Annotated in this window: 24 protein-coding genes; 12 read left to right on the top strand and 12 right to left on the bottom strand. The window is 64.9% G+C overall.

Annotated features, from left to right (window positions below):
- Positions 1-54: 54 nt before the first annotated feature.
- Positions 55-972 (top strand): diacylglycerol/lipid kinase family protein, encoded by a 918-nt coding sequence (locus ACT6Q8_RS15030; RefSeq protein WP_444733440.1) that lies wholly within the window; start codon positions 55-57, stop codon positions 970-972.
- Here ACT6Q8_RS15030 and ACT6Q8_RS15035 read toward each other — a convergent pair.
- A complete protein-coding gene (locus ACT6Q8_RS15035; protein WP_054170209.1) occupies positions 969-1,298 on the bottom strand; it encodes a hypothetical protein in 330 nt (109 codons plus the stop codon). The two genes, ACT6Q8_RS15030 and ACT6Q8_RS15035, sit on opposite strands and share 4 nt — an antisense overlap.
- A gap of 386 nt (positions 1,299-1,684) precedes the next feature.
- On the opposite strand from ACT6Q8_RS15035, the gene ACT6Q8_RS15040 reads away from it, so the two are divergent.
- The 6 genes from ACT6Q8_RS15040 to ACT6Q8_RS15065 all read left to right on the top strand — a co-directional run bounded on the left by ACT6Q8_RS15040 (position 1,685) and on the right by ACT6Q8_RS15065 (position 7,699).
- Positions 1,685-2,245 (top strand): F0F1 ATP synthase subunit delta, encoded by a 561-nt coding sequence (locus ACT6Q8_RS15040; protein WP_444733441.1) that lies wholly within the window; start codon positions 1,685-1,687, stop codon positions 2,243-2,245.
- Positions 2,245-3,774: a F0F1 ATP synthase subunit alpha gene (atpA, locus tag ACT6Q8_RS15045; RefSeq protein WP_054170207.1), complete on the top strand. Its 1,530-nt coding sequence runs from the start codon at positions 2,245-2,247 to the stop codon at positions 3,772-3,774. The genes ACT6Q8_RS15040 and atpA overlap by 1 nt, the downstream gene beginning before the upstream one ends.
- A gap of 37 nt (positions 3,775-3,811) precedes the next feature.
- Complete coding sequence (locus ACT6Q8_RS15050) at positions 3,812-4,696, top strand: F0F1 ATP synthase subunit gamma (RefSeq protein ID WP_444733442.1); 885 nt, start codon at positions 3,812-3,814, stop codon at positions 4,694-4,696.
- A gap of 48 nt (positions 4,697-4,744) precedes the next feature.
- Positions 4,745-6,172 carry a F0F1 ATP synthase subunit beta gene (atpD, locus tag ACT6Q8_RS15055; RefSeq protein WP_054170205.1) on the top strand — a complete coding sequence of 476 codons (1,428 nt, stop codon included), beginning with the start codon at positions 4,745-4,747 and terminating at the stop codon, positions 6,170-6,172.
- A 99-nt stretch (positions 6,173-6,271) separates the two neighbouring features.
- Positions 6,272-6,700: an ATP synthase F1 subunit epsilon gene (atpC, locus tag ACT6Q8_RS15060; RefSeq protein WP_054170204.1), complete on the top strand. Its 429-nt coding sequence runs from the start codon at positions 6,272-6,274 to the stop codon at positions 6,698-6,700.
- Between the two features lie 180 nt (positions 6,701-6,880).
- Entirely contained in the window at positions 6,881-7,699 is an 819-nt protein-coding gene (locus tag ACT6Q8_RS15065) for an acyl-ACP desaturase (RefSeq protein WP_054170297.1), read from the top strand.
- Positions 7,700-7,730: 31 nt separating this feature from the next.
- Here the strand turns inward: ACT6Q8_RS15065 and ACT6Q8_RS15070 are convergent, their stop codons facing one another.
- Positions 7,731-8,273, bottom strand: a complete 543-nt coding sequence (locus ACT6Q8_RS15070; RefSeq protein WP_444733443.1) for a hypothetical protein — start codon at positions 8,271-8,273, stop codon at positions 7,731-7,733.
- Between the two features lie 179 nt (positions 8,274-8,452).
- On the opposite strand from ACT6Q8_RS15070, the gene ACT6Q8_RS15075 reads away from it, so the two are divergent.
- A complete protein-coding gene (locus ACT6Q8_RS15075; RefSeq protein WP_444733444.1) occupies positions 8,453-9,460 on the top strand; it encodes a patatin-like phospholipase family protein in 1,008 nt (335 codons plus the stop codon).
- Here the strand turns inward: ACT6Q8_RS15075 and ACT6Q8_RS15080 are convergent.
- From ACT6Q8_RS15080 to ACT6Q8_RS15095, 4 genes are all read right to left on the bottom strand, one after another.
- Complete coding sequence (locus ACT6Q8_RS15080; protein WP_054170201.1) at positions 9,432-9,941, bottom strand: hypothetical protein; 510 nt, start codon at positions 9,939-9,941, stop codon at positions 9,432-9,434. The two genes, ACT6Q8_RS15075 and ACT6Q8_RS15080, sit on opposite strands and share 29 nt — an antisense overlap.
- Positions 9,938-11,356, bottom strand: a complete 1,419-nt coding sequence (locus tag ACT6Q8_RS15085; RefSeq protein ID WP_054170200.1) for an FAD-binding oxidoreductase — start codon at positions 11,354-11,356, stop codon at positions 9,938-9,940. The genes ACT6Q8_RS15080 and ACT6Q8_RS15085 overlap by 4 nt, the downstream gene beginning before the upstream one ends.
- 1 nt (position 11,357) lies before the next feature.
- Positions 11,358-12,317 (bottom strand): L-threonylcarbamoyladenylate synthase, encoded by a 960-nt coding sequence (locus ACT6Q8_RS15090; protein ID WP_054170199.1) that lies wholly within the window; start codon positions 12,315-12,317, stop codon positions 11,358-11,360.
- 178 nt (positions 12,318-12,495) lie between these two features.
- Positions 12,496-12,924, bottom strand: a complete 429-nt coding sequence (locus ACT6Q8_RS15095) for a VOC family protein (protein WP_054170198.1) — start codon at positions 12,922-12,924, stop codon at positions 12,496-12,498.
- A gap of 91 nt (positions 12,925-13,015) precedes the next feature.
- Here ACT6Q8_RS15095 and parA point away from each other — a divergent pair, with 91 nt between their 5' ends.
- Positions 13,016-13,654, top strand: coding sequence for a ParA family partition ATPase (parA, locus tag ACT6Q8_RS15100; RefSeq protein WP_054170296.1), 639 nt, complete (start codon positions 13,016-13,018; stop codon positions 13,652-13,654).
- 42 nt (positions 13,655-13,696) lie between these two features.
- On the opposite strand, the gene ACT6Q8_RS15105 is transcribed toward parA, so the two are convergent.
- Positions 13,697-14,917: a GAF domain-containing sensor histidine kinase gene (locus ACT6Q8_RS15105; protein ID WP_444733445.1), complete on the bottom strand. Its 1,221-nt coding sequence runs from the start codon at positions 14,915-14,917 to the stop codon at positions 13,697-13,699.
- 79 nt (positions 14,918-14,996) lie between these two features.
- A complete protein-coding gene (locus ACT6Q8_RS15110) occupies positions 14,997-15,461 on the bottom strand; it encodes a peroxiredoxin (protein WP_444733446.1) in 465 nt (154 codons plus the stop codon).
- A gap of 93 nt (positions 15,462-15,554) precedes the next feature.
- Between ACT6Q8_RS15110 and ACT6Q8_RS15115 the strand changes: the two genes are divergently transcribed.
- Positions 15,555-16,094 carry a DinB family protein gene (locus tag ACT6Q8_RS15115; RefSeq protein ID WP_054170195.1) on the top strand — a complete coding sequence of 180 codons (540 nt, stop codon included), beginning with the start codon at positions 15,555-15,557 and terminating at the stop codon, positions 16,092-16,094.
- A 62-nt stretch (positions 16,095-16,156) separates the two neighbouring features.
- On the opposite strand, the gene ACT6Q8_RS15120 is transcribed toward ACT6Q8_RS15115, so the two are convergent.
- The 4 genes from ACT6Q8_RS15120 to ACT6Q8_RS15135 all read right to left on the bottom strand — a co-directional run bounded on the left by ACT6Q8_RS15120 (position 16,157) and on the right by ACT6Q8_RS15135 (position 19,955).
- Complete coding sequence (locus tag ACT6Q8_RS15120) at positions 16,157-16,882, bottom strand: HdaA/DnaA family protein (RefSeq protein WP_082372678.1); 726 nt, start codon at positions 16,880-16,882, stop codon at positions 16,157-16,159.
- Positions 16,883-16,928: 46 nt separating this feature from the next.
- Positions 16,929-18,098, bottom strand: coding sequence for an AI-2E family transporter (locus ACT6Q8_RS15125; protein ID WP_444733447.1), 1,170 nt, complete (start codon positions 18,096-18,098; stop codon positions 16,929-16,931).
- Complete coding sequence (locus ACT6Q8_RS15130; RefSeq protein WP_054170193.1) at positions 18,095-18,712, bottom strand: CDP-alcohol phosphatidyltransferase family protein; 618 nt, start codon at positions 18,710-18,712, stop codon at positions 18,095-18,097. Before ACT6Q8_RS15130 ends, ACT6Q8_RS15125 begins: the two co-directional genes overlap by 4 nt.
- A gap of 136 nt (positions 18,713-18,848) precedes the next feature.
- Positions 18,849-19,955, bottom strand: a complete 1,107-nt coding sequence (locus tag ACT6Q8_RS15135) for a DUF2066 domain-containing protein (protein WP_054170192.1) — start codon at positions 19,953-19,955, stop codon at positions 18,849-18,851.
- Between the two features lie 111 nt (positions 19,956-20,066).
- Here ACT6Q8_RS15135 and purM point away from each other — a divergent pair, with 111 nt between their 5' ends.
- Both purM and purN read left to right on the top strand, forming a co-directional pair.
- Positions 20,067-21,125, top strand: a complete 1,059-nt coding sequence (purM, locus tag ACT6Q8_RS15140) for a phosphoribosylformylglycinamidine cyclo-ligase (RefSeq protein WP_444733448.1) — start codon at positions 20,067-20,069, stop codon at positions 21,123-21,125.
- A complete protein-coding gene (gene purN / locus ACT6Q8_RS15145) occupies positions 21,122-21,754 on the top strand; it encodes a phosphoribosylglycinamide formyltransferase (RefSeq protein ID WP_444733449.1) in 633 nt (210 codons plus the stop codon). Before purM ends, purN begins: the two co-directional genes overlap by 4 nt.
- The last annotated feature ends 38 nt before the right edge of the window (positions 21,755-21,792 follow it).

The following is a 21,792-nucleotide window of genomic DNA, read 5'->3' on the forward strand; positions in this document are numbered from 1 at the left end:
TGTCATCAATATTACATTGCCACTTCATCGTCCCTTCATGGAGATGTACTGGAAATGTCACATGGGCTGGATCGCCGGGTGGCGATCATCTTCAATCCCGTTGCGGGCCGCCGCCGGCCAGGGCTGGTGGAGCAGGTGATGGCCGCCGCCACCGATGCCGGGGCGGTGGTGTCGCTGCACACAACCGATGCGGCGGGCCACGCCACCGCCATCGCCCGCGATCTGGCCCGGTCAGATACGGCTGATGTCATTGTGGCTGCCGGTGGGGACGGCACCATTAATGAAGTGGTGAACGGCATGGCCGCCTCTGGCCTGTCCGACCTGCCGCCGCTGGGTGTGGTGCCGTTGGGCACGGCCAATGTCCTGGCCCACGAACTGGGCCTGACGGGATCGGCGGTGCGAATCGGGCGGCAACTGGCCCTGGGGCCTGCCCGGATGGTTCATGCCGGCATGGCCAATGGCCGGCTGTTCACCATGATGGCCGGGGTGGGGATGGATGCCCGCGTGGTGGCGGGGATTGACCCGGCCTTGAAGCGGCGGATCGGCAAGGGCGCCTATGCGCTGGGCGGTCTGCGGGAAATCCTGGCGGGGCCGGCGCTGGATTATGAGGTGACGCTAACGGCGCCTGATGGCGGGATCAGCCGGCACAGGGCGGTCAGCTGTATCCTGTGCAAGGGTCATTTTTATGCCGGAACCTTCGTGCTGGCCCCGGAAGTGCGGCTGGAGCAGCCGGTGCTGCATGCGGTGCTGTTCACAAGGCCGGGGCGGCTTGCGGCGCTGATCTATGCCGGCGCGATGACCCTGGGTCTGCTGCCCGGACGGTCGGGCGTCCTGATCCTGCCGGCCATCGCCGCCCGGATTGAGGGGCCGGTGGCCGAACCGGTGCAGGGCGATGGCGACACCATCGCCCGCCTGCCCGTCGACATAACTATATGGAGTGGTCGTCTGCGCGTGGTGGGCGGGGGTGTTTAATCCGCCCTGCGCGCAGCCGGGTGCAGGCGGTCCGTCGGCTCCACATGGGCCAGACAGTCGATAATTTCCGGCCCCTGACGGAACTGGAACCAGCCCTGGCCATCATGGAAGGACAGGCGGTAGGTGCCCTGGACATCGCGCTCCAGCCGCAGGCTGGGGTCCTTCAGGCCCGGCAGCCAGACGAGAATCCAGTCGCGCTCACGGGTGCTGGACCTTTCCATGCGCTGCCACAGGCCACGGCGGCGCCGGTCGGCCAGGATGGATTTCCAGGCGACCATGTCCATGGGGGTGAAACGCTGGCGGGCAAAGGGCAGAATGACGCACATGGCATAGCCTCGGACTTTGGTGGCACGGGTATCTCCGCACCTGGGGCCAGCCTGCTCCCGCACCCTTAATGCGGCCTTAATCCCTGGCAGTCCAAAAGCATAGGGCATGCGGAAGGTCAGGTTGGCTGCCTGCTGGGAAAAAGCCATTTCGCAACTGCACAGCGTAATGATGCGACGAAGGTCGTAAAGCGGCGCGGTTGCTGGCCAAATCCAAGGGAAGCGGTGCAAAACCGCATACCCCCAATCCACAGGCGCGCTGTTGCGTAGGGGCTATGGCTGTGTTACATGCTCGCTCGCTCGACACCGGTGGGTTCTCCTCCGGGATGGCCGATCATTGCTAACGTCCTGAAATTATTCAGGTCCACGGACTTTAACCGAGGTTACCAGTGGCAACCGAAGGGACTGGCGTCTCCGAACTCGCCTCGCGCTATGCGAGCGCTCTGTTCGATCTCGCGGATGGGCAGCAGGCCCTGGACCAGACGGCCCAGGATCTGACGTCCATCAAGGCTCTGCTCGCTGAAAGCGCGGACCTCCGCCGCTTGATCGGCAGCCCGCTGCTCGCCCGCAACGAACAGGAACGCGCTATGGAAGCCGTCCTGGCTGCGGCTGGCATCGGGGAACTCGTGCGGAAGTTCGTGGGGCTGGTGGCGCGCAATCGCCGCCTCTTCGCCCTTCCGGGCATGATCGACGGGTATCTGGCCGAACTGGCCCGCCGCCGTGGCGAAAGCACGGCGCGCGTCACCGTTGCTCGTCCGCTGACGGATGCGCAGTGGAGCGACCTCGCCGCCGCTCTGAACAAGAGCGAAGGCTCCAACGTGAAGTTGGATGTGAAGGTCGATCCCTCGCTGATCGGCGGCATGATCGTTAAAATCGGTTCCCGCATGGTGGATAGCTCCGTGCGCACCAAGCTCAATAAGCTGAAACTCGCCATGAAAGGGGTTGGATAATGGAAATCCGCGCCGCTGAGATTTCCGCGATCCTGAAGCAGCAGATCGCGAACTTCGGCAACGAAGCCGATGTCGCCGAAGTGGGCCAGGTTCTGTCCATCGGTGACGGCGTGGCCCGTATCCATGGTCTGGACAAGGTCCAGGCCGGCGAGATGGTTGAATTCCCCGGCGGGGTTAAGGGCATGGCCCTGAACCTCGAAACCGACAATGTCGGCGTGGTGATTTTCGGTTCCGACCGTACCATCAAGGAAGGCGACGTCGTCAAGCGTACCGGCGCCATCGTTGAGGTGCCGGTGGGCCGTGGCCTGCTGGGTCGCGTTGTGGACGGTCTGGGCAACCCGATCGATGGCAAGGGCCCGCTGACCGACGTGACCCGTCAGCGCGTGGAAGTGAAGGCCCCGGGCATCATTCCGCGTAAGTCGGTGCACGAGCCGATGCAGACCGGCCTGAAGGCGATTGACGCCCTGGTGCCCGTCGGCCGTGGCCAGCGCGAGCTGATCATCGGTGACCGTCAGACCGGCAAGACCGCCATTGCTCTGGATACCTTCATCAACCAGAAGGGTATCAACAAGGGCGACGACGAGTCCAAGAAGCTCTATTGCATCTACGTCGCCGTGGGCCAGAAGCGCTCCACCGTGGCCCAGATTGTGAAGACGCTCGAAGAGAACGGCGCGATGGAATATTCCATCGTCGTGGCCGCCACCGCTTCCGAGCCGGCGCCGCTGCAGTTCCTGGCCCCCTACACGGGTGCGGCCATGGGCGAGTTCTTCCGTGACAATGGCATGCATGCCCTGATCGTTTATGACGATCTGTCCAAGCAGGCCGTTGCTTACCGTCAGATGTCGCTGCTGCTGCGCCGTCCGCCGGGCCGCGAAGCTTATCCCGGCGACGTGTTCTATCTGCACAGCCGCCTGCTGGAACGCGCCGCCAAGCTGAACGACGCCAATGGCAATGGTTCGCTGACGGCCCTGCCGGTCATCGAGACCCAGGCCGGTGACGTGTCCGCCTACATCCCCACGAACGTGATCTCGATCACCGACGGACAGATCTTCCTGGAAACGGGCCTGTTCTATCGCGGCATCCGTCCTGCCATTAACGTCGGTCTGTCGGTGTCCCGCGTGGGTTCCGCTGCACAGATCAAGGCGATGAAGCAGGTTGCCGGCACCATCAAGCTGGAACTGGCCCAGTATCGTGAAATGGCTGCCTTCGCGCAGTTCGCTTCCGATCTGGACGCCACGACCCAGCGTCTGCTGAGCCGCGGTGCGCGCCTGACGGAGCTGCTGAAGCAGCCCCAGTTCAAGCCGATGCCCGTGGAAGAGCAGGTCGTGTCGATCTTCGCCGGTGTGAAGGGCTACCTGGACAAGGTCGCAACCAACGACGTGAACCGGTTCGAAGCCCGCTTCCTGGACGAAATCCGGGCCAAGGGCGCCGACATCCTGGCCGCGATCCGTACCGAGAAGGCGATCTCCAAGGAAACCGAAGAGAAGCTGAAGGCTTTCCTCGAAGGCTTCACCAAGGTTTTCGCCTGATCCAAGCTCCCGCAAGGGGCCTCATTGAGAGCGTGTCATGCCGAGCTTGAAGGACATCCGAAACCGGATCGCCAGCGTCAAGTCGACGCAGAAGATCACGTCGGCCATGAAGATGGTCGCGGCCAGCAAGCTGCGCCGCGCCCAGGAGCAGGCCGAGGCCGGCCGGCCATATGCTGAACGCATGGGCCGGATGCTGGCTTCGCTTGCGGCCAACGTGGCTGGTGGTCCGGGTGGCCCCCGCCTGATGACCGGGACGGGCAGCGATCAGACCCACCTGCTGGTGGTGATGACCGGTGACCGTGGTCTGTGCGGTGGTTTCAACAGCTCCGTTGTTCGCGAGACGCGTCGCGCCATCCTGCGCCTGCAGGCCGAAGGCAAGACCGTTAAGCTGCTGACCGTGGGCCGCAAGGGCCGCGACCTGCTGCGTCGCGAGTTCCCCTCGCTGATCGTCGCCTCTTTCGAAGAGGTGGGCAAGAAGCGGCTCTCCTTCGCCGACGCCGACCGCGTCACCGCGAAGATCCTGGAGCTGTTCGATGCCGGCCAGTTCGACGTGGCGACCATCGTCTATAACAAGTTCAAGTCGGCGATGACCCAGATCGTGACGCTGCAGCAGGTGGTGCCCTTTGCGGCACCCGAGGCTGCAAGCGACACGGCCACCGAGGCCAGCGCCGTCTATGAGTTCGAGCCGAGCGAAGAGGCCATCCTGGCCGACCTGCTGCCGCGCAACCTGGCCATCCAGGTCTATTCTGCATTGCTGGAGAGCGCCGCGTCGTTCTTCGGTGCGCAGATGACCGCGATGGACAATGCCACGCGCAACGCCGGCGAGATGATCAAGAAGTATACCCTGATTTACAACCGCACCCGCCAGGCTTCGATCACCAAGGAACTGATCGAAATCATCTCCGGCGCGGAAGCGTTGTAAGTCGATCCGCATTCACGACGAAGTCAAGGTTCCGAGGGAGCTTACCCCATGGCTAACAACAGCAACGCGGTCGGCCGCATCACGCAGGTTCTTGGTGCCGTCGTGGACGTGCAGTTCAGCGGCGACCTGCCGCCGATCCTGAATGCGCTGACCACCCAGAACGAGGGCAAGACCCTGGTTCTGGAGGTGGCCCAGCATCTGGGCGAGAACACCGTCCGCACCATCGCCATGGACACGACCGATGGTCTGGTTCGCGGCAACGAGGTGGTCGATACCGGCAACTCGATCATGATGCCTGTCGGTCCGGCCACCCTGGGCCGCATCCTGAACGTCATCGGCGAGCCGATCGATGAGCGCGGCCCCGTCGGCAACGACAAGGTCCTGCCGATCCATCGTGACGCGCCGGAGTTCGTCGATCAGGCGACCGACGCCGCCCTGCTGATCACCGGCATCAAGGTCATCGACCTGCTGGCCCCGTACCTGAAGGGCGGCAAGATCGGCCTGTTCGGCGGCGCCGGCGTGGGCAAGACGGTGACCATTCAGGAACTGATCAACAACGTCGCCAAGGCGCACGGTGGTATGTCGGTGTTTGCCGGCGTGGGTGAGCGTACCCGCGAAGGTAACGACCTGTACCATGAAATGATCGACGCCGGTGTTATCAAGACCGATGGCCCGGGCTCCAAGGTGGCCCTGGTTTATGGTCAGATGAACGAGCCGCCGGGTGCCCGCGCCCGCGTCGCCCTGTCCGGTCTGACCATCGCTGAATATTTCCGCGATGAAGAAGGCCAGGACGTGCTGTTCTTCGTGGACAACATCTTCCGCTTCACCCAGGCGGGCGCCGAGATGTCGGCTCTGCTGGGCCGTATCCCGTCGGCCGTGGGTTACCAGCCCACCTTGTCCACCGACATGGGCGGTCTGCAGGAGCGCATCACCTCGACCAAGAAGGGTTCGATCACGTCCGTGCAGGCCATTTACGTGCCCGCCGACGACTTGACCGACCCGGCCCCGGCCACCTCCTTTGCCCACCTGGACGCCACGACCGTGCTGTCGCGTTCCATCGCTGAAATGGCCATCTTCCCGGCCGTGGATCCGCTGGACTCGACCTCGCGCGCCCTGGACCCCCGCATCGTCGGTGAAGAGCACTACAACACCGCCCGCAAGGTTCAGCAGGTGTTGCAGCAGTACAAGGCTCTGCAGGACATCATCGCCATCCTGGGCATGGATGAACTGTCGGAAGAGGACAAGCTGGTCGTGGCTCGCGCCCGCAAGATCCAGCGCTTCCTGTCCCAGCCGTTCCATGTGGCCGAAGTGTTCACTGGTACGCCCGGCGTTCTGGTTGCTCTGGAAGACACCATCAAGGGCTTCAAGGGCATCGTGAACGGCGACTACGACCACCTGCCGGAAGCTGCCTTCTACATGGTCGGCACCATCGAGCAGGCCGTGGAAAAGGCCCGCAAGATGGCCGAGGCCGCCTAAGTTCCGCTCCCACCCCCTGCCGTCGGTTTGCCGGTGGCAGGGGGCAGGTGCACGGGAGGGGGTGACCCCTCCTTGACGCGTTTTACTAGGGTTCAAGCCATGGCCGACAAGGTTGAATTCGAGCTGGTGTCGCCGGAGAAGCTGCTGGTGTCGCAGCCGGTGCATATGGTGGTGGTGCCGGGGGCCGAGGGCTTCCTGGGCGTCCTGCCGGGCCATGCCCCGATGATCGTCACGGTCAAGCCGGGCATCATCGACATCTATGCCAATGACATGGGCACCATCACCCAGCGCATTTTCGTCGCAGGTGGTTTCTGCGAGATCACTGGTGCCCGCGTCACCATCCTGGCCGAGGAAGCCTCCGATCTGGAAGCCGTCCGTGGCCTGGACCGCGCCGCCCTGGAGAAGCAGCTGGCCGACCTGTCCGAAGACCTGGCTGATGCCAAGTCCGAGGGCGAGCGCCACACGCTGGAAGGCAAGGTCGCCATCGTGCAGGCCAAGCTGGACGCACAGGTCGGTACAATGCACTAAGCTGCTTGATCGGCACCGGGAACCGCGTCACATATGTGTCACGTTTCCGGGGTCATGCGAGCGATTGTCACGGGGGCGCCTTGCGCCCCCGTTGCTTTTCCGGGCTATCGGGGCCATCTCTCACCCGCCGTACTGATCAGTCGATCCGCGCGGCCATCGCAGCAAGTGGAAGTGATCGTCATGGCGAATGCGCATTGGACCATCGAGGGCCTGCCCTGGGACAAGCTGGACCAAGCCAAGGCGTCACCCGATATGCTGAAGCTGGCCAAGGCGGCCGCCCTGGTCGAGTATAACGGCCATATCTACGCCGACTATCTGTGCAATGTCTTCCGCGAGGACCCCGTCTTCTGCGACGTGGTCCGCCAATGGGCCATCGAGGAAGTGCAGCATGGCGAGGCGCTGGGCACCTGGGCGTCGCGCATCGACCCTTCCTGGGATTTCCAAGCAGCGGTGAAGCGCTTCCGCGACGGCTATCAGATCGACGTGGCCGCAATGGACAGCAAGCGCGGCAGCCGCGCCGGCGAACTGGTCGCGCGCTGCATCGTGGAGACGGGCACGTCCAGCTATTACACCGCCCTGGCAGAGGCGACGGAAGAGCCGGTCTTCAAGCAGATCTGCAAGCATATCGCCGCCGACGAGCTACGGCATTACAAGCTGTTCTACGATCATCTGAAGCGCTATCTGGAATCAGAGAAGTTGAACCGGGTGCAGCGCCTGATGGTCTGCCTGTCGCGCATCAATGAGACGGAGGACGATGAACTGTCCTACGCCTTCTATGCCGCGAATTACTGGACCCGCCCCTATGAGCGGGTCGAGAATAATGCCGAATATACCAGCCTCGCCTATTCCTTCTATCGCCCGCACCATGTTGATCGCATGGTCGGCATGGTGTTCAAGGCATCCGGCTTGAAGCCGCACACCTGGCTGCACAATTGGGCGGCCAAGTTTGCCTATAAGCGCATGCATCAGAAGGCAGAGACGGCGCGACTGGCGGCGTGATCAAGGGGGGCGACAAGCCCCCCTTTTGCTGTCAATGCAGCCGCTGCGACACCGGCCCCTCAATGGCCAGACGCGGTTCATCCTCGTCCATGCCGTCGCGCAGGATATCCAGCAGCCGGCCCGCATCCGGCGTGCCGCCCAAGGTCTCGCACAAGCACCCCATCAGTTCGGGCACCATCTGCATCAGGGCGGTATTGCCCGGCAGGAAGCGATGCAGGATCAGGCCGTTCTCGACCGCATCCAGCATCAAGCTGGCCGCCGGTCCGGCCATGGCCAGGATGGGGGGCAGGGGCATCGCTTCCGGCGCCACGCCGGTGCGGCCAAGCGCGCGCATATTGCGCTCCATGATGAAACCGCTGGCGGGGCCGTCCACCACCGTCAGGGCGGCATTGGTGCCTGCCTGTTCCAGAAGCACGCGGCGCAGCTTGCGCAGGGCGGCGATGGCGGCGGCGGTCCGGTCGGCCTGACCGCTGGCGCGCTGGCTGGCGGCGTTGAAGGCGGCTCGCACCAGGGCCGGGATGGGATTGGGTGCCGGCTGGGGGTGGGTCTGGGTCTGGGTTTGTTGGGTCGTCATGGCGCGATCCTCCTTCACGAAGCGATGCCCCTCGGTCATCGGCGCACCCTCGCGGACCCCAGCATGGGCATCCGTGGCGTCGCCTGTCTTGTGACGTGGGGTGTCGTGGGGATCGCTTCAAGGGTCGGCGGCGGAACCATTCCGGGGTATCCTGTGGCACCGCAACATGAGGGGCCGACATGGTACTGAAGCAGATCATGCGCCGGCTGGGCCGTGCCCAGTCACCGATGGTGGTCCCCAAGCCATCAAATCAGCCTCCGGGCATGGCGCTGGCGTTGCAGGGCGGCGGCTCCCTGGGGGCCTTTACCTGGGGTGTGCTGGACCGCCTACTGGACGAGCCGGGATTTGCGCCTGTGCGCCTGTCCGGTGCCTCTGCGGGTGCGGTCAATGCCGTCGCCTTTGCCAGCGGATGGGCAAAGGGTGGACCCGCCGGTGCGCGCGATGCGCTGGACCGTGTCTGGCGGCGGGTGGGGGAATGCGGCGTCGGTGCTCTGGGCTTCTGCCCCACCTGGGCGAATAACGGTATTACCCAGGCTGTGAACAGTGCGGCCTTTGCTATGGCGACCCGGCTGTTTTCGCCCTATTCCCTGAACCCGTTGGGGTTCAATCCCCTGCGGTCGATCCTGGTGGAAGAGGTGGATTTTGCGGCCCTGACCCTGCCCACGGCCCCAGCCTTGCTGATCTCCGCCACCCGCGTGCGTGATGGGCAGCCGCACCTGTTCGGCAATGCGGCGATCAGCGTCGATTCGCTGCTGGCCTCCACCACTCTGCCTACCCTGCATCAGGCCGTGGAGATTGATGGGGAGGCCTATTGGGATGGCGGCTACACCCTTAACCCGCCCATCCGTGCCCTGCTGGACGGGTCGGCTGTCGGTACGTTGCTGGTGGTGCAGGCCATGGCCAACTGCACCCACGACACACCGCGCACGGCAGCGGCGATTCGCGAACGCCTGAACCAGATCACCTTCTCCCGCCCCCTGGAGGCGGAGATGGAACTGGTGCGCGAGGTCCTGAAGCGCGGGGAAGGACCGGAACAGCTCGAACTTCTGTCCATCGACCCGCAGGACCCGACCTTGGGCGACCTGAACGGCCTGCGTATTGATATGGAGTACCTGCTGACCCTGAAGGCCCATGGGCGGGCGCAGGCCGCGGATTGGATCAACGGCGCTGCGCGTCCAACCGCTTAAGCTCTGGCCCAAGTCTGTCCGATGCGACGGTGATCACTGGCAGGCCATCCACCATAAAGGTGATGGTGCGGCTGTCCTCCAACCGCTTCAGCAATTCTGGCCCCCCGGCTTCCGGTGACAGGGCTTTGGTCCAGCGCAATTGATGTGAGGGTGTGGGGTGCCCGCTACCCGTTATCTCCAGCCAGGCGGGGTCGGTTGTGGAGATCAGCTCTCCATCCACCATCAGAGCGAAGTGGCTGAATGTCACTATCATCGGGTAACCCACTAGGACGTCGACCTGAATATTCAGCACGCCATGGTTTCCCACCCGCTCATCCTCACCAAAGGAAAAGCAGAGACGCTTGCCTTTGCCGTCGAACCCGCAAGCGGCAACGTCGCCGTTACGCAACTCCAGCCGCCACTCGCCCAGCTTGGGCGCGCAGCCTACGAGTATCAGGCTAAGTAATGGGGCACAGAACCAACGCAGTCTGGTTGATGTCATCGAACAGTCCTCAATACCTTCCCCGGATTCATGATCCCGTCCGGGTCCAGCATGGCCTTCACCTTCCGCATCAGGTCCAGTTCCACCGGGTCCTTGATCCGTGCCAGTTCTTCGGCCTTGTGGTTGCCGATGCCATGTTCGGCGCTGATGCTGCCGCCATGGGCCAGGACCTGTTCATGGACAAGGTCGCTGATAGCATGGGCATGGGCCAGATAGGCAGCCCCGTCCATGCCCGTCGGGCGACCGATATTGAAGTGGATATTGCCGTCACCGGCATGGCCGAACGGGTAGGGCCGGATGCCGGGCATATAGTCGGTGACGGCGGCAATGGTGGCGGACAGGAAGTCGGGGATGCGGCTGACGGGCACGGACACGTCGGTATGGACCGCCCCGCCGATCTTGCGCCCGATCTCCGGCAGGCTTTCACGGATCAGCCAGAGCTTGCGTTGCTGTTCCATGCTGTCGGCGAAGATGGCGTCGGTGACCAGCCCCTGTTCCAGCGCCGTCTCCAGCACCGCCTCCACCTGTTGCCGCAGCAAGGGGCCTGCCATGCCGCTGCTGGCCTCCATCAGCACATACCAGGGCGAGGGGGCCGACAGCGGGTCCTGGTCACGCCCCAATATCTCCCGCGATCCGTCAAAGGCAAAACGCGGCATCAGTTCGAACGCCGACAGGCTGTCGCCCGTGCCGGTGCGCGCCAGACCCAGCAGGGTGACGGCAGCGGCGGGGCTGGGTACCGCGATCAGCGCGGTTTCGATCTGGCGGGGGCGGGGGAAGAGCTTTACCGAGGCGGCGGTGATAATGCCCAGGGTCCCTTCCGCGCCCAGGAACAGGTGTTTCAGATCGTAGCCGCTATTATCCTTGCGCAGGGTGCGCAACCCGTTCCACACCCGCCCGTCGGGCAGCACCACCTCCAGCCCCAGCACCAGATCGCGGGCATTGCCGTAGCGCAGCGTCAGGATGCCGCCGGCATTGCTGGACAGGTTGCCGCCCAGCATGCAGGTGCCCTCCGCCCCCAGCGACAGGGGGAAATAGCGGTCCACCGCCTGTGCCGCCGCCTGGATATCGGCCAGGACGCAGCCGGCTTCCGCCGTCATCGTGTAATCGGTAGCGTCCAGGGTGCGGATGCGGTTCAGGCGGCCCAGGTTCAGCAGGACGGCGCCTGTTCCCTTCTCGGCGATGGTTCCGCCGACCAGCCCGGTATTGCCCCCCTGCGGCACGATGGGCACTTGGGCCTCGGCGCAGAGCTGCACGATGGCGGCCACCTCCGCCGTCGAACCGGGGCGCAGGACGGCCACGGGGTGGCTTTCCTCCCGCTGGCGCCAGTCGAAGGCGTAGGGCGCCATGTCGGTGCCGGTCAGGACGTGGGCGGGGCCCATCAGATCGGTCAGGGCGGAAAGCAGGTCGGTGCTCATCTCAGGTCCTGGGTGCGGCCGCACGGCGCAGACGGTCATTGATGGCCATGCCAAGGCCCTTGTCGGGGACCGGCATGACGGCGATGCCCGACAGGCCGGGCCGATCCAGGGCGCGCAGCATGGCGAACAGGTTGGAAGCCGCCTCTGTCAGGTCGCCATTGTTGGACAGGTTCATGCGCACGGCCCCGCCGCGCAGGAACTGATCCGGGCCGAAGGCCAGCAGCGCCTCGTCATCGCGCACAGCCGTCGCGTCCAGCCGCACGGGCAGGCCCGGCGCATAATGGCTGGTCATCATGCCCGGCGCTTTCACCCCGTCCGCCGCCGTGGCCAGATCGACGGTACCCAGCACGCTTTCCAACTCCTCACGCGTCACCGAACCGGGGCGCAGCAGCAGGGGGCGTTCACCCGTCAGGTCCAGGACGGTCGATTCGACACCGATGGCGCAGCGCCCGCCGGCCAGGATCAGCTTCAGCCGGGCACCACCGCCGTCGGGAAACTCTTCCACCACATGCATGGGGGTTGTCGGGCTGACATGGCCCGAGACATTGGCCGACGGGGCCGCAAGGGGGCGGCCCGATGCCTGGATCAGGGCGCGGGCGACCGGGTGGGCGGGGCTGCGCACCGCCACCGTGTCCAGCCCGGCAGAAACTAGCAGTGACAAGGGCGCATCGGCCCGGCGCGGCAGGACCAGGGTAAGGGGGCCGGGCCACCACATCTCCATGGCACGGGCGGCGCGGTCATCAATATGGACTAAAGCCGCCGCCGCCGTTTCATCGGCGACATGCACGATCAGCGGGTTGAAGCTGGGCCGGCCCTTGGCGGCAAAGATGGCGGCGACCGCCGCGTCGTTCCCGGCATCTCCGGCAAGCCCATAGACGGTTTCCGTGGGCATGGCGACCAAACCGCCCGCCGCCAGCACATCGGACGCCTGTGCATAGGCATCCGCACCCGGCGGCAGCACGCGTGGCCGGTCGGGATGTGGCGGCGGTGCCGGCGCGTCATGGTGATGGTGATTGGGATCGTCGCAGCAAGGGTCGTGGGGCACGGGGACAGGTCCTGGAATTCTCTGCTGCTACGATAACGGTGCTGGGCGGCCTGATCACGGGCTTTCCGCGCATTCCGGCTTCGCCTAATCCGCGCTACGCCACACCCGGCTTCAGCGAGAAGACAATACCCCAGCCATCCGGGTCTTCAAAACAGACGGCCCGGTTCAGCCAGTAGGGATTTTCCGGTTCCACCGGCACGCCGCCCCGCGCCTGGATAGCGGCGGACACCGACAGCAATTCCGCGCGGCTGTCGACATAGAGCACCAGCAGATTGTCGCGCGTGGGCGCGGGGCAGGGGCTGCCATCCTTGTGCTGGGTGAATTCCAGATGCGTGTCCCAGCCGGGCAAGCCGATCATCACCCCGTCATATCCGGCATGGCTCCCATCATCGACCCAGCCGCCAATCACGGACAGACCGATCACATCGCGGTAGAAGGCCGTAACCTCCGAAAGTCGGTCCGTGGGACGCGCGATGCGCACGCGGGTGATGGGAAGATGGCTGGGCCATTGCGCGCTGGTCATCGATCTGCCTCATGCTGCGGTGCGGCGCTTGCCGCCCGTCCTTCATGTGGGCACACTGTCACCCGTAACAAAGGGCAGCAAGGGGCCGGATATGGCGGGGCGTGTCATCACCATCGCGCAGCAGAAGGGCGGGGCGGGCAAGACGACGCTGGCCATTCATCTGGCCGTCACCTGGGCGCGGGCCGGCAAATCCACCGCCCTGGTCGATATCGACCCGCAGGGAAGCCTGTCCGCCTGGTACGCCGCCCGTGAGGGGACGCTTGGGGCCGGTGCCACCGGCATCACGCATCTGCAAATCTCCGGCTGGCGGACGCAGCGGGAGGTGGAGCGGCTGGCCAAGACCCATGATGTCGTGGTGATCGACAGCCCGCCGCATGCCGAAACCGACGCCCGTATCGCCGTGCGCACTGCCGCCTTGGTGGTGGTGCCGGTACAGCCCAGCCCCATGGACCTCTGGGCCACGCGCCCCACGTTGGATCTGGCGCGGGTGGAAAAGCGGCCCGTGATGCTGGTCATGAACCGCGTGCCCGCACGCGGCAAGCTGGTCGATGCGGTCGCGGAAAAAGCTGCCGAACTGGGTGTACCCGTCGCCACCGAAAGCCTGGGCAACCGTATCGGGTTCGCGGGATCGCTGATGGAAGGCTTGACCCTCGCGGAAACGGACCCGAAATCGAAGGGTGTGGAGGAATTGGAGGCGTTGGCCGCCGAAATCTGGACGGCACTGGATTGATATAACGGGTCGCAGGCGGACCACTGTTTCCCGCTGCCCTGATCAGGCGGCGGCCAGGGGCAGGCGCAGCCAGAATCGGCTGCCGCCGTCCGGCACCGGCTCATACCCGATCTGTCCGCCCATGGCATGGACCAGCTGGCGGCAAATCGCCAGCCCCAGGCCGGACCCGTCGAACCGACGGGCATGGGAACTGTCGGCCTGGAAGAAGGGTGTGAAAAGATTGTCGCGATGTTCCGGGGCCACGCCGATACCGGTATCCACCACATCCGCACGCAGCCACAGCCGGTTCCCCTCCTGCCTATCCTGGCGCAGGCACAGGGTGATGCCGCCTGTTTCGGTGAATTTGGTGGCATTGAACAGCAGGTTGTTCAACACCTGCTGCAACCGGATACCATCCCCGCGCCAGCGGTCGGGCAGGGCGGGGTCCAGATCGACCGACAGGGTCAGTCCCTTATCCTGACAGGTCTTCTGCACCATCCGCTGTCCGCGTGCGACCAGATCGGACAGGGAGAAGGGCCGTTCCTCCAGTTCCACCTTGCCCGACTCCAGCCGCGCATAGTCCAGCGTGTGATTGAGCACCTGCATCAGGCTGCGGCCCGTGTCATGCACGGTGCGGGCATAATCGCCATAGGGTTCGGGCAGACCGGCATAGGCCAGCATCTCCCCGAAACCCAGGATCGCGTTCAATGGCGTCCTTATCTCGTGGCTCATCATGGCCAGAAAGCTGGCGCGGGCCTGCGCCATCTGCTCGGCCGCCTTCTGCGCCGTTGCCGCATCGCGCTGCAACTTGTCCAGGGACAGCTGATCCATGGCGATGCCGGCAAACTGTTCCAGCATGGAGGTTTGTTCGGCCTGGAAATCGGGCCGCGGACGCCGGTCCAGAACGCAGAACACGCCCAGCACCTGTCCGCCCGGCGTGACAATCGGGACGCCGGCGTAAAAGCGCAGGCCCGCCTGGGTGATGCCGGGCAGGCCGGCAAAGCGGGGATCGGCTGCCAGATCGGGCACCAGCAGCGTGCCGCCATCGACGACCAGATTGCACAAGGTGGTTTCGCGCGGCTGCCGTCCAACGAAGATGCCTTCCTCGGCCTTGGGCCACATGTCGGCGGCATCGATCAGATTGACCATGGCAATGGGCAGATCGAACAGCCGCCGGGCCATGCCTGTCAGACGCAGAAAACGCGGGTCAGGTCCCAGGTTGGACCCGACATAGGCGGAAAAATCCTGGAGCCGCAATCGCTCGCGCAGGTCGCTGACGATCATGATGCGTGGTTCCGCCTTAATGGATCGTCAGGGTGTGCGCGATAGGGGGTGGTGTCAATCACCCCTATCCGGATGGACCTTACAGCGCCTGGGCCGCCTTCAGCACGGCATCGACATGACCCGGCACCTTCACCTTGCGCCATTCGGCGCGCAGGATGCCGTCCTTGTCGATCAGGAAGGTGGAGCGTTCGATGCCCATATACTTCTTGCCGTACATGTTTTTTTCCGCCCAGGCGCCATAACGTTCGGTCACGTCACTCTCGGCGTCAGATGCCAGGATGAAGGGCAGCTTATACTTGGCCTTGAACTTGTCATGGCTGGCCACGCTGTCCTTGGAGATGCCGATGATGGTGGCGTCCAGCTTTTCGAAATGCGGCAGCTGTTCACCGAAACCGCAGGCCTGGGTGGTGCAGCCAGACGTGTCATCCTTGGGATAGAAATAGACCACCACATTCTTGCCCTTCAGGGCCGACAGCGTGACACTGCCATTGCCGTCGGTGGGCAGGGTGAAATCGGGGGCCGGTTGGCCGATCGCGATGGTCATCTTAGGGTTCCTTTGGGGAATAATGGTCTGCACACAATGATTTAGGTGCGGCACGGCAGAGTCAACCCGCCGCATGACAAAGAGGATGTAGGCATGATCAGCGTCGATTACGTGCGTACCATGACCGCCTATGGTCATTGGATGAACAGCCGCATGATGGAGGCCTGCGCCGCCATTCCGGCGGATGACCGGTCCCGCGATATGGGCGCCTTCTTCAAATCGCTGCACGGCACGCTGGACCATATCCTGTGGGCCGACCTGATCTGGCTCAGCCGGTTTGAGGGCACGGCACCGCCCCTGGCCAAGGGGACGGACCTGTTCCGTCCCGATTGGGATGAACTGGTGGCCGACCGTGAGGCGGCTGACGCCCGTATCACCGCATGGGCGGCGGGCGTGACGCCGGAATGGCTGTCGGCGCCGCTCACCTATGTCACCAAGTTCAATCCCCACCGCTGGACCCTGCCGGCCTGGGTCCCGGTGACGCATTTCTTCAACCATGGCACCCACCATCGTGGGCAAGCGACCACCTTGATGATGCAGCTGGGCGTCGATCCTGGCGTCACGGACCTGCCGGTCCTGCCGGGTATTTTCGATGGCTCGCTAGGTGTGGAGGCGAGCAAGGTGCCGGTTTAACAGAATACGGGTGTTGAAAATCCACCCACATTGCCCTCCCGGCGAAGGTGGGTTCCGTGGTCTTAAACCTGGTCGCCCAAAACCTGCCGGCAGAATCGCACTGTGATCGGTTTCTTCGCGGCCAAGGCGGCATGGTCCAGGGTCGCGACCACGCGGCGGGCGTTGGCGAAGCTGCGTTCGGTGCGGGTCATCAGCCAGTCGATGACATCCTCCCCCACCCGGATCTGCCGGTCGGCGAACAGCTTCACCAGCACGGCCATCAGCAGGGCATCGTCGGGGGCCGCCATGCCCACGGCGGGGGCTGCCAGCAGGCGGGAACGCAGGTCGGGCAGGCGGATGACCCAGTTCACGGGCGCATTCTCGGCCAGCAGCAGCAGATGGCCGCCCATTTCCTTGGCCAGATTGTAGAGATGGAACAGGGACCGTTCCAGCGCCGGGTCGCCCGCCACCCCCTGCGCCCCGTCCAGGACAGCGGTTCGCATTGGGCGCAGCAGGTCGGGTAGTTCCGCCTCGTCCCGCAGATCATCAACCGACAGAAGATTGCCGCGTGCGCGGGCACGCCAAATCTGGGCCAGATGGCTTTTCCCGCACCCTGTCGGGCCGAACAGGACCAGGGCCGGTGCCGGCCATTCCGGCCAGGCATCCAGCCAGGCCACCGCATCCTGATTGCCCGGTGCCACCAGGAAATCATCTTCCCCCATGGCCGACCGATGGCCGAGGTCGAGCGGGATCTGCCGCGTGGACAACAGGGAGGGTGGATTGGAGGACGGTTGGGGGGGCGTGGTCATGGCAAGAGCCCCTCCTTCTGCACGGGCTGGAACTATCGGGTCGGGTTCAGGGCTTGGGCGGCAGGTCGGCGACGCCGTTCCCCCGTTCCGCCCCCTCGGCTGCCGGATGGGATAGCAGCGGGTCGGGGGCCAAGTCGAGGGCTGTCGCCGTGCCCGCGTCGAACCCGCGGTAGAGGCTGCTCTGCATATATTGCCGCAGACCGAACCGGGTTAGCACACCGATGACGGCGGCCACGGGTACGGCCAGCAGCACGCCGACAAAGCCGAACAAGGCCCCGCCGGCCAGCAGCGCGAACATCACCCAGACAGGATGCAGCCCCACCTTGTCACCCACCAGCTTGGGCGTCAGGATGTTGCCTTCCACGGCCTGACCGAAGAAGAAGATGCCGGCGATCAGCCCGACGCGCCAGAATTCATCAAACTGGAAAAGGGCCAGGCCGACACTGGCCACGAATCCGACCAGCGATCCCACAAAGGGGATGAAGGACAGAAGGCCCGTGACCAGCCCGATCACCAGCCCGAAATCCAGCCCCGCCGCCGTCAGCGCCACGGCATAGAACACGCCCAGGCACAGGCAGACGGTAGCCTGACCGCGTACGAATCCGGCCAGTGTCGTATCGACCTCGCGTGCCTGCTCTCGGATGGTGGTGGCATAGGGGCGGGGCAGCCAGCCATCCACTGTCGCTACCATCCGGTCCCAGTCGCGCAACAGATAGAAGGCGACGATGGGCGTGATGAAGATGACGGACAGGATGTCGATAATGGCGACACCACTGGTCAGGATGTTGCGCAGGACTTCGGCGGTCCAGCCCACGGCGGTTCCGGCATAATTGCCGGCGGCTTCACGCAGCTGTTTCACCTCCGCCGCCGGCAGCCGGCGCAGCCAGCGCTGGATTTCGGGCACCAGTTCCTTCTTGGCCCAAGCGATCCATTCGGGCGCCACCTCCACCAACTGTACCACCTGCGCCTGCAATAGCGGCGCCAGCAGCAGCAGGGCCAGGATGGCGGCCAGCAGGAAGCCCAGTAGCACGACCGTCGTCGCAGCCCAGCGCGGCATGCCACGCGCCTCCAGCTTGTCGGCGACGGGGTCCAGAAGATAGGCCACGGCCATGCCCGCCACGAACGGGGCCAGCATGGAGCGCAGCAGCCAGACCACGGCAATGAAGCCGACAAAGCCCCACAGCCAGAATTTCCACTGTCGATTGGCCCGCATCATGCGCCCTTGCCCGGATCGTCGTTCAGGAATTCATCCTCCGGCTTGGGCCGGCTGACAAAGGCCAGCACCAGCGAGGCCAGCGTAAGACCGACCACCAGCAGTTCCGCCGGCAGGATGAACAGATCGACGCCGAATCCAGGCCCCTGGATCAGCAGGAACAGGATGGCCAGCGCATCCATGGCCACGATGTTGATATGGAACAGCCAGCGCGGCTCGCGAATCCAGGGTTCGTTCCCCGCCGTCTCGGGCAGCTTCTGCCCCAGCGCCAGCACCAGTTCCCGCAGTAGCACGGGGATCAGCACCCAGAGCGGCAACAGGCCATTATAGGTCAGCGCGGTCAATGCCAGAAGCGGCAGCAGCCGGTCGGCAAACCCGTCCAGAACCCCGCCCAGCCTTGTGCGCGTCTTGAACAGCAGAGCCGCCGACCCTTCCAGCAGGGCGCCAAGGGCGGCCAGCACGAACAGCCAGAAGGCCCAGGCATAATGACCGCTATAGATCAGCCAGCAGATCAGCAGGGCCGACAGCAGCCGCCCGGCGGTGATGCCCATCGTGATGCGGCGCAACCGTTCCAGGGTGGGATCGGTGGCCATGGTTTCGGGCGCAAGATCGCTCATCGGGCCTCAACTCCGCCGTTGGTTATGTTCAGACGTTACCATCATGAACACGTGGCAAGCCAAAAGGGTCACATGCCCGGCAGTATGAGGGTTTTCGAAAGGATAACAATGGTCTGGTGGGGGCTGGTGGAACCGATCACCGCGCGCTGCGCAGGACCGGCCCGTCGGCCCCGTCTTCCAGCACCAGATCGCGCTGGGCCAGTGCGGTGCGCAGTTGGCCGATATCGCCGGCATGGCGCAGGTCCAGGACGGCGCCATTGCGCGACAGGCTGGTGATATTGGTCTGGGTGATCGTGCTGATGCCGGCCAGACGTTTGCGGATGGACAGCCAGGCGGCCTGATCGGCAAAGCGGGCAGTCAACTTCAGGTCCGACATGGCACCGGCGGCGATTTGCGTCGCGGCGGTCCAGCGTTCCTCGAACCGGTGGGTCACGCTTTCCACGGCGGCGCGCAGGGTGGGGTTGACCGATTCCGTACTGTCGGCGGGCAGGGGGGATTGTGTCAGGCTGAACGTTTCCCCGCTGCCCGTGGCGGGATGCAGGGCGACCGTCACCGTCAGGCCCGCCTCCGGCGTGCCGCTGACCACCACTACGGCCACATCGCCGGCACCATAGCGGTCGGCAATGCGGCGCAGCGCTGCGGCGTCACCGGACAGGGCCTGCTCCACACCGATATCGCTGACATCGGCGGCCTCCCCGAACGGTACAGTCACGGGCACCAGACCGCCCTGACGCGGGGCCAGATCGGCCCAGGCCTGCCGCCAGGTCGTGCCAGCCTGCCACAGGACCGGCGTACCACCCGTCTGATCGATGGGCAGGACCAGGGTCGGCTTTGACCGCACCTCGGCATAGGCGACATTATTGGCGCGCAGATAGGTGCGCAGGGCAGCGGGGTTGAAGCGGATGGCCAGCTTGCCGACATAGCGGGTGGCCGATGTCCGCTCCTCCTGGATCTCAAAGCTTTGCACCATGCGTTCGATCACGTCGGACGGAACGGGGGGCAGGGCGGTGCGGGCGCCGTCCACGGTCAGCCGGTCGAACATCAGGTCGAAGGCCTTGCGCTGCGCCTCGCGCACGCCCTGGTCACGGGCGACATTGGCGTTGCCGGACGAAATATCGACGCCCACATCGCGCACTGTGAACAGGTCGTCCACCGCCTGACCGGAGGCCGGCAGGGCCAGACCCAGGGCCATCAGGGCGACAGACAGGCTTTTGCGCAGGGCGGGGGTGCGGATGACCGGCATTGCCTTGAATTCCGATGTTGCTATGTTCGGCGCCAAATCCGGGGTGCGGCAGGCCACCATGGGCTTTCTACCCCACCCCGGCACCGTTACGCCAGCAGTGAGGGCCAGGGCATGAGCAGCTATTCCTACCGGGATGCGGGTGTCGATATCGACGCGGGCAACGCACTGGTCGATGCGATCAAGCCGCTGGCCAAGTCCACGGCCCGTTCCGGCTCCGATGCGGGCCTGGGCGGCTTTGGCGCGCTGTTCGATCTGCGTGCCGCCGGCTTCCATGATCCGCTGCTGGTCTCCACCACCGACGGCGTGGGCACCAAGCTGAAGGTCGCCATCGACGCCAACAAGCATGACACGGTCGGTATCGATCTGGTCGCCATGTGCGTGAATGATCTGGTGGTGCAGGGCGCCGAACCGCTGCTATTCTTGGATTACTACGCCACGGGCAAGCTGGACGTGGCCGCCGGTCGCGCCATCGTTGCCGGCATCGCCGAAGGTTGCCGTCAGGCCGGTTGCGCCCTGGTGGGTGGTGAGACGGCTGAAATGCCGGGCATGTATGCCCATGGCGATTATGATCTGGCCGGTTTCTCGGTCGGTGCCGTCGAACGTTCCCAGGTGCTGATCGGTGACAAGGTGGCCGCCGGCAACGTGGTGCTGGGCCTGGCCTCCAGCGGCGTGCATTCCAACGGCTATTCGCTGGTGCGCAAGCTGGTGGGCGTGTCAGGCCTGACCTATGACAGCGCCTGCCCGTGGGATGGTTCGCGCAGCCTGGGCGACGCGCTGCTGACGCCCACTCGCATCTATGTGAAGTCGGTCCTGGCCGCCGTCCGCGCCGGCACCGTCAACGCGCTTGCCCATATCACGGGCGGCGGCCTGATCGAGAATATTCCGCGCGTCCTGCCCGACGGGCTGGGCGTTGATCTGGATGCAGCATCCTGGGACCTGCCGCCGGTGTTCACCTGGCTGATGAAGACGGGCAATGTCGAAGCATCGGAAATGGCCCGCACTTTCAATTGCGGCATCGGCATGGTCGTGGTCGTGCCCGCTGAGAAGGCGGACGAGGCGGCCCGCATCCTGACCGAGGGTGGCGAGACCGTGAAGCGCATCGGCACCGTGGTGCCGCGTAGTAATGACGGCCACCGCGTCGTGATTTCGGGGCTGGAGCGCTGGTCGTGAGATTGCGTCTGGGCGTCCTGATCTCGGGCCGGGGCAGCAACCTGCAGGCCCTGATCGACGCCGCCAGCGATCCCACCTATCCGGCGGAGGTGGCGCTTGTCATCTCCAACAAGCCGGACGCCGCCGGCCTGGACCGGGCACGCGCCGCCGGCATCGCCACCCTGGTGCTGCGGCCTAAGGATTTCGCCGACAAGGCCGCGCATGAGACGGCGATGATTGCGGCGTTGGAGACGGCGGGCGTCGGTCTGGTCTGCCTTGCCGGCTATATGCGGCTGCTGTCGCCGGTGTTTGTGCAGGCGTGGCATAACCGCCTGATCAATATCCACCCCTCCCTGCTGCCATCCTTCCCCGGCCTGGACACCCATGCCCGTGCCATCGAGGCCGGCGTGTGGTTCCATGGCTGCACGGTTCATTATGTGCGGGTGGAGATGGATACCGGTCCGATCATCGTACAGGCTGCGGTCGCCGTTGCCGATGATGATACGCCTGACAGTCTGTCCGCCCGCGTGCTGGAGCAGGAGCACAAGGCCTATCCGTTGGCCGTGCGGCTTATCGCCGAGGGGCGGGTGAGGCTGGAGGGGGACCGGGCCGTGGTAAAGCGGGTGGCAATGATCGTTCCCATTGCCTGAAAACAAGATCGCATGCGCCGGGGGGTGGCGCATGCGAC

The sequence above is a fragment of the Niveispirillum sp. genome (genome assembly GCF_052437035.1).
Taxonomy (GTDB): Bacteria; Pseudomonadota; Alphaproteobacteria; order Azospirillales; family Azospirillaceae; genus Niveispirillum.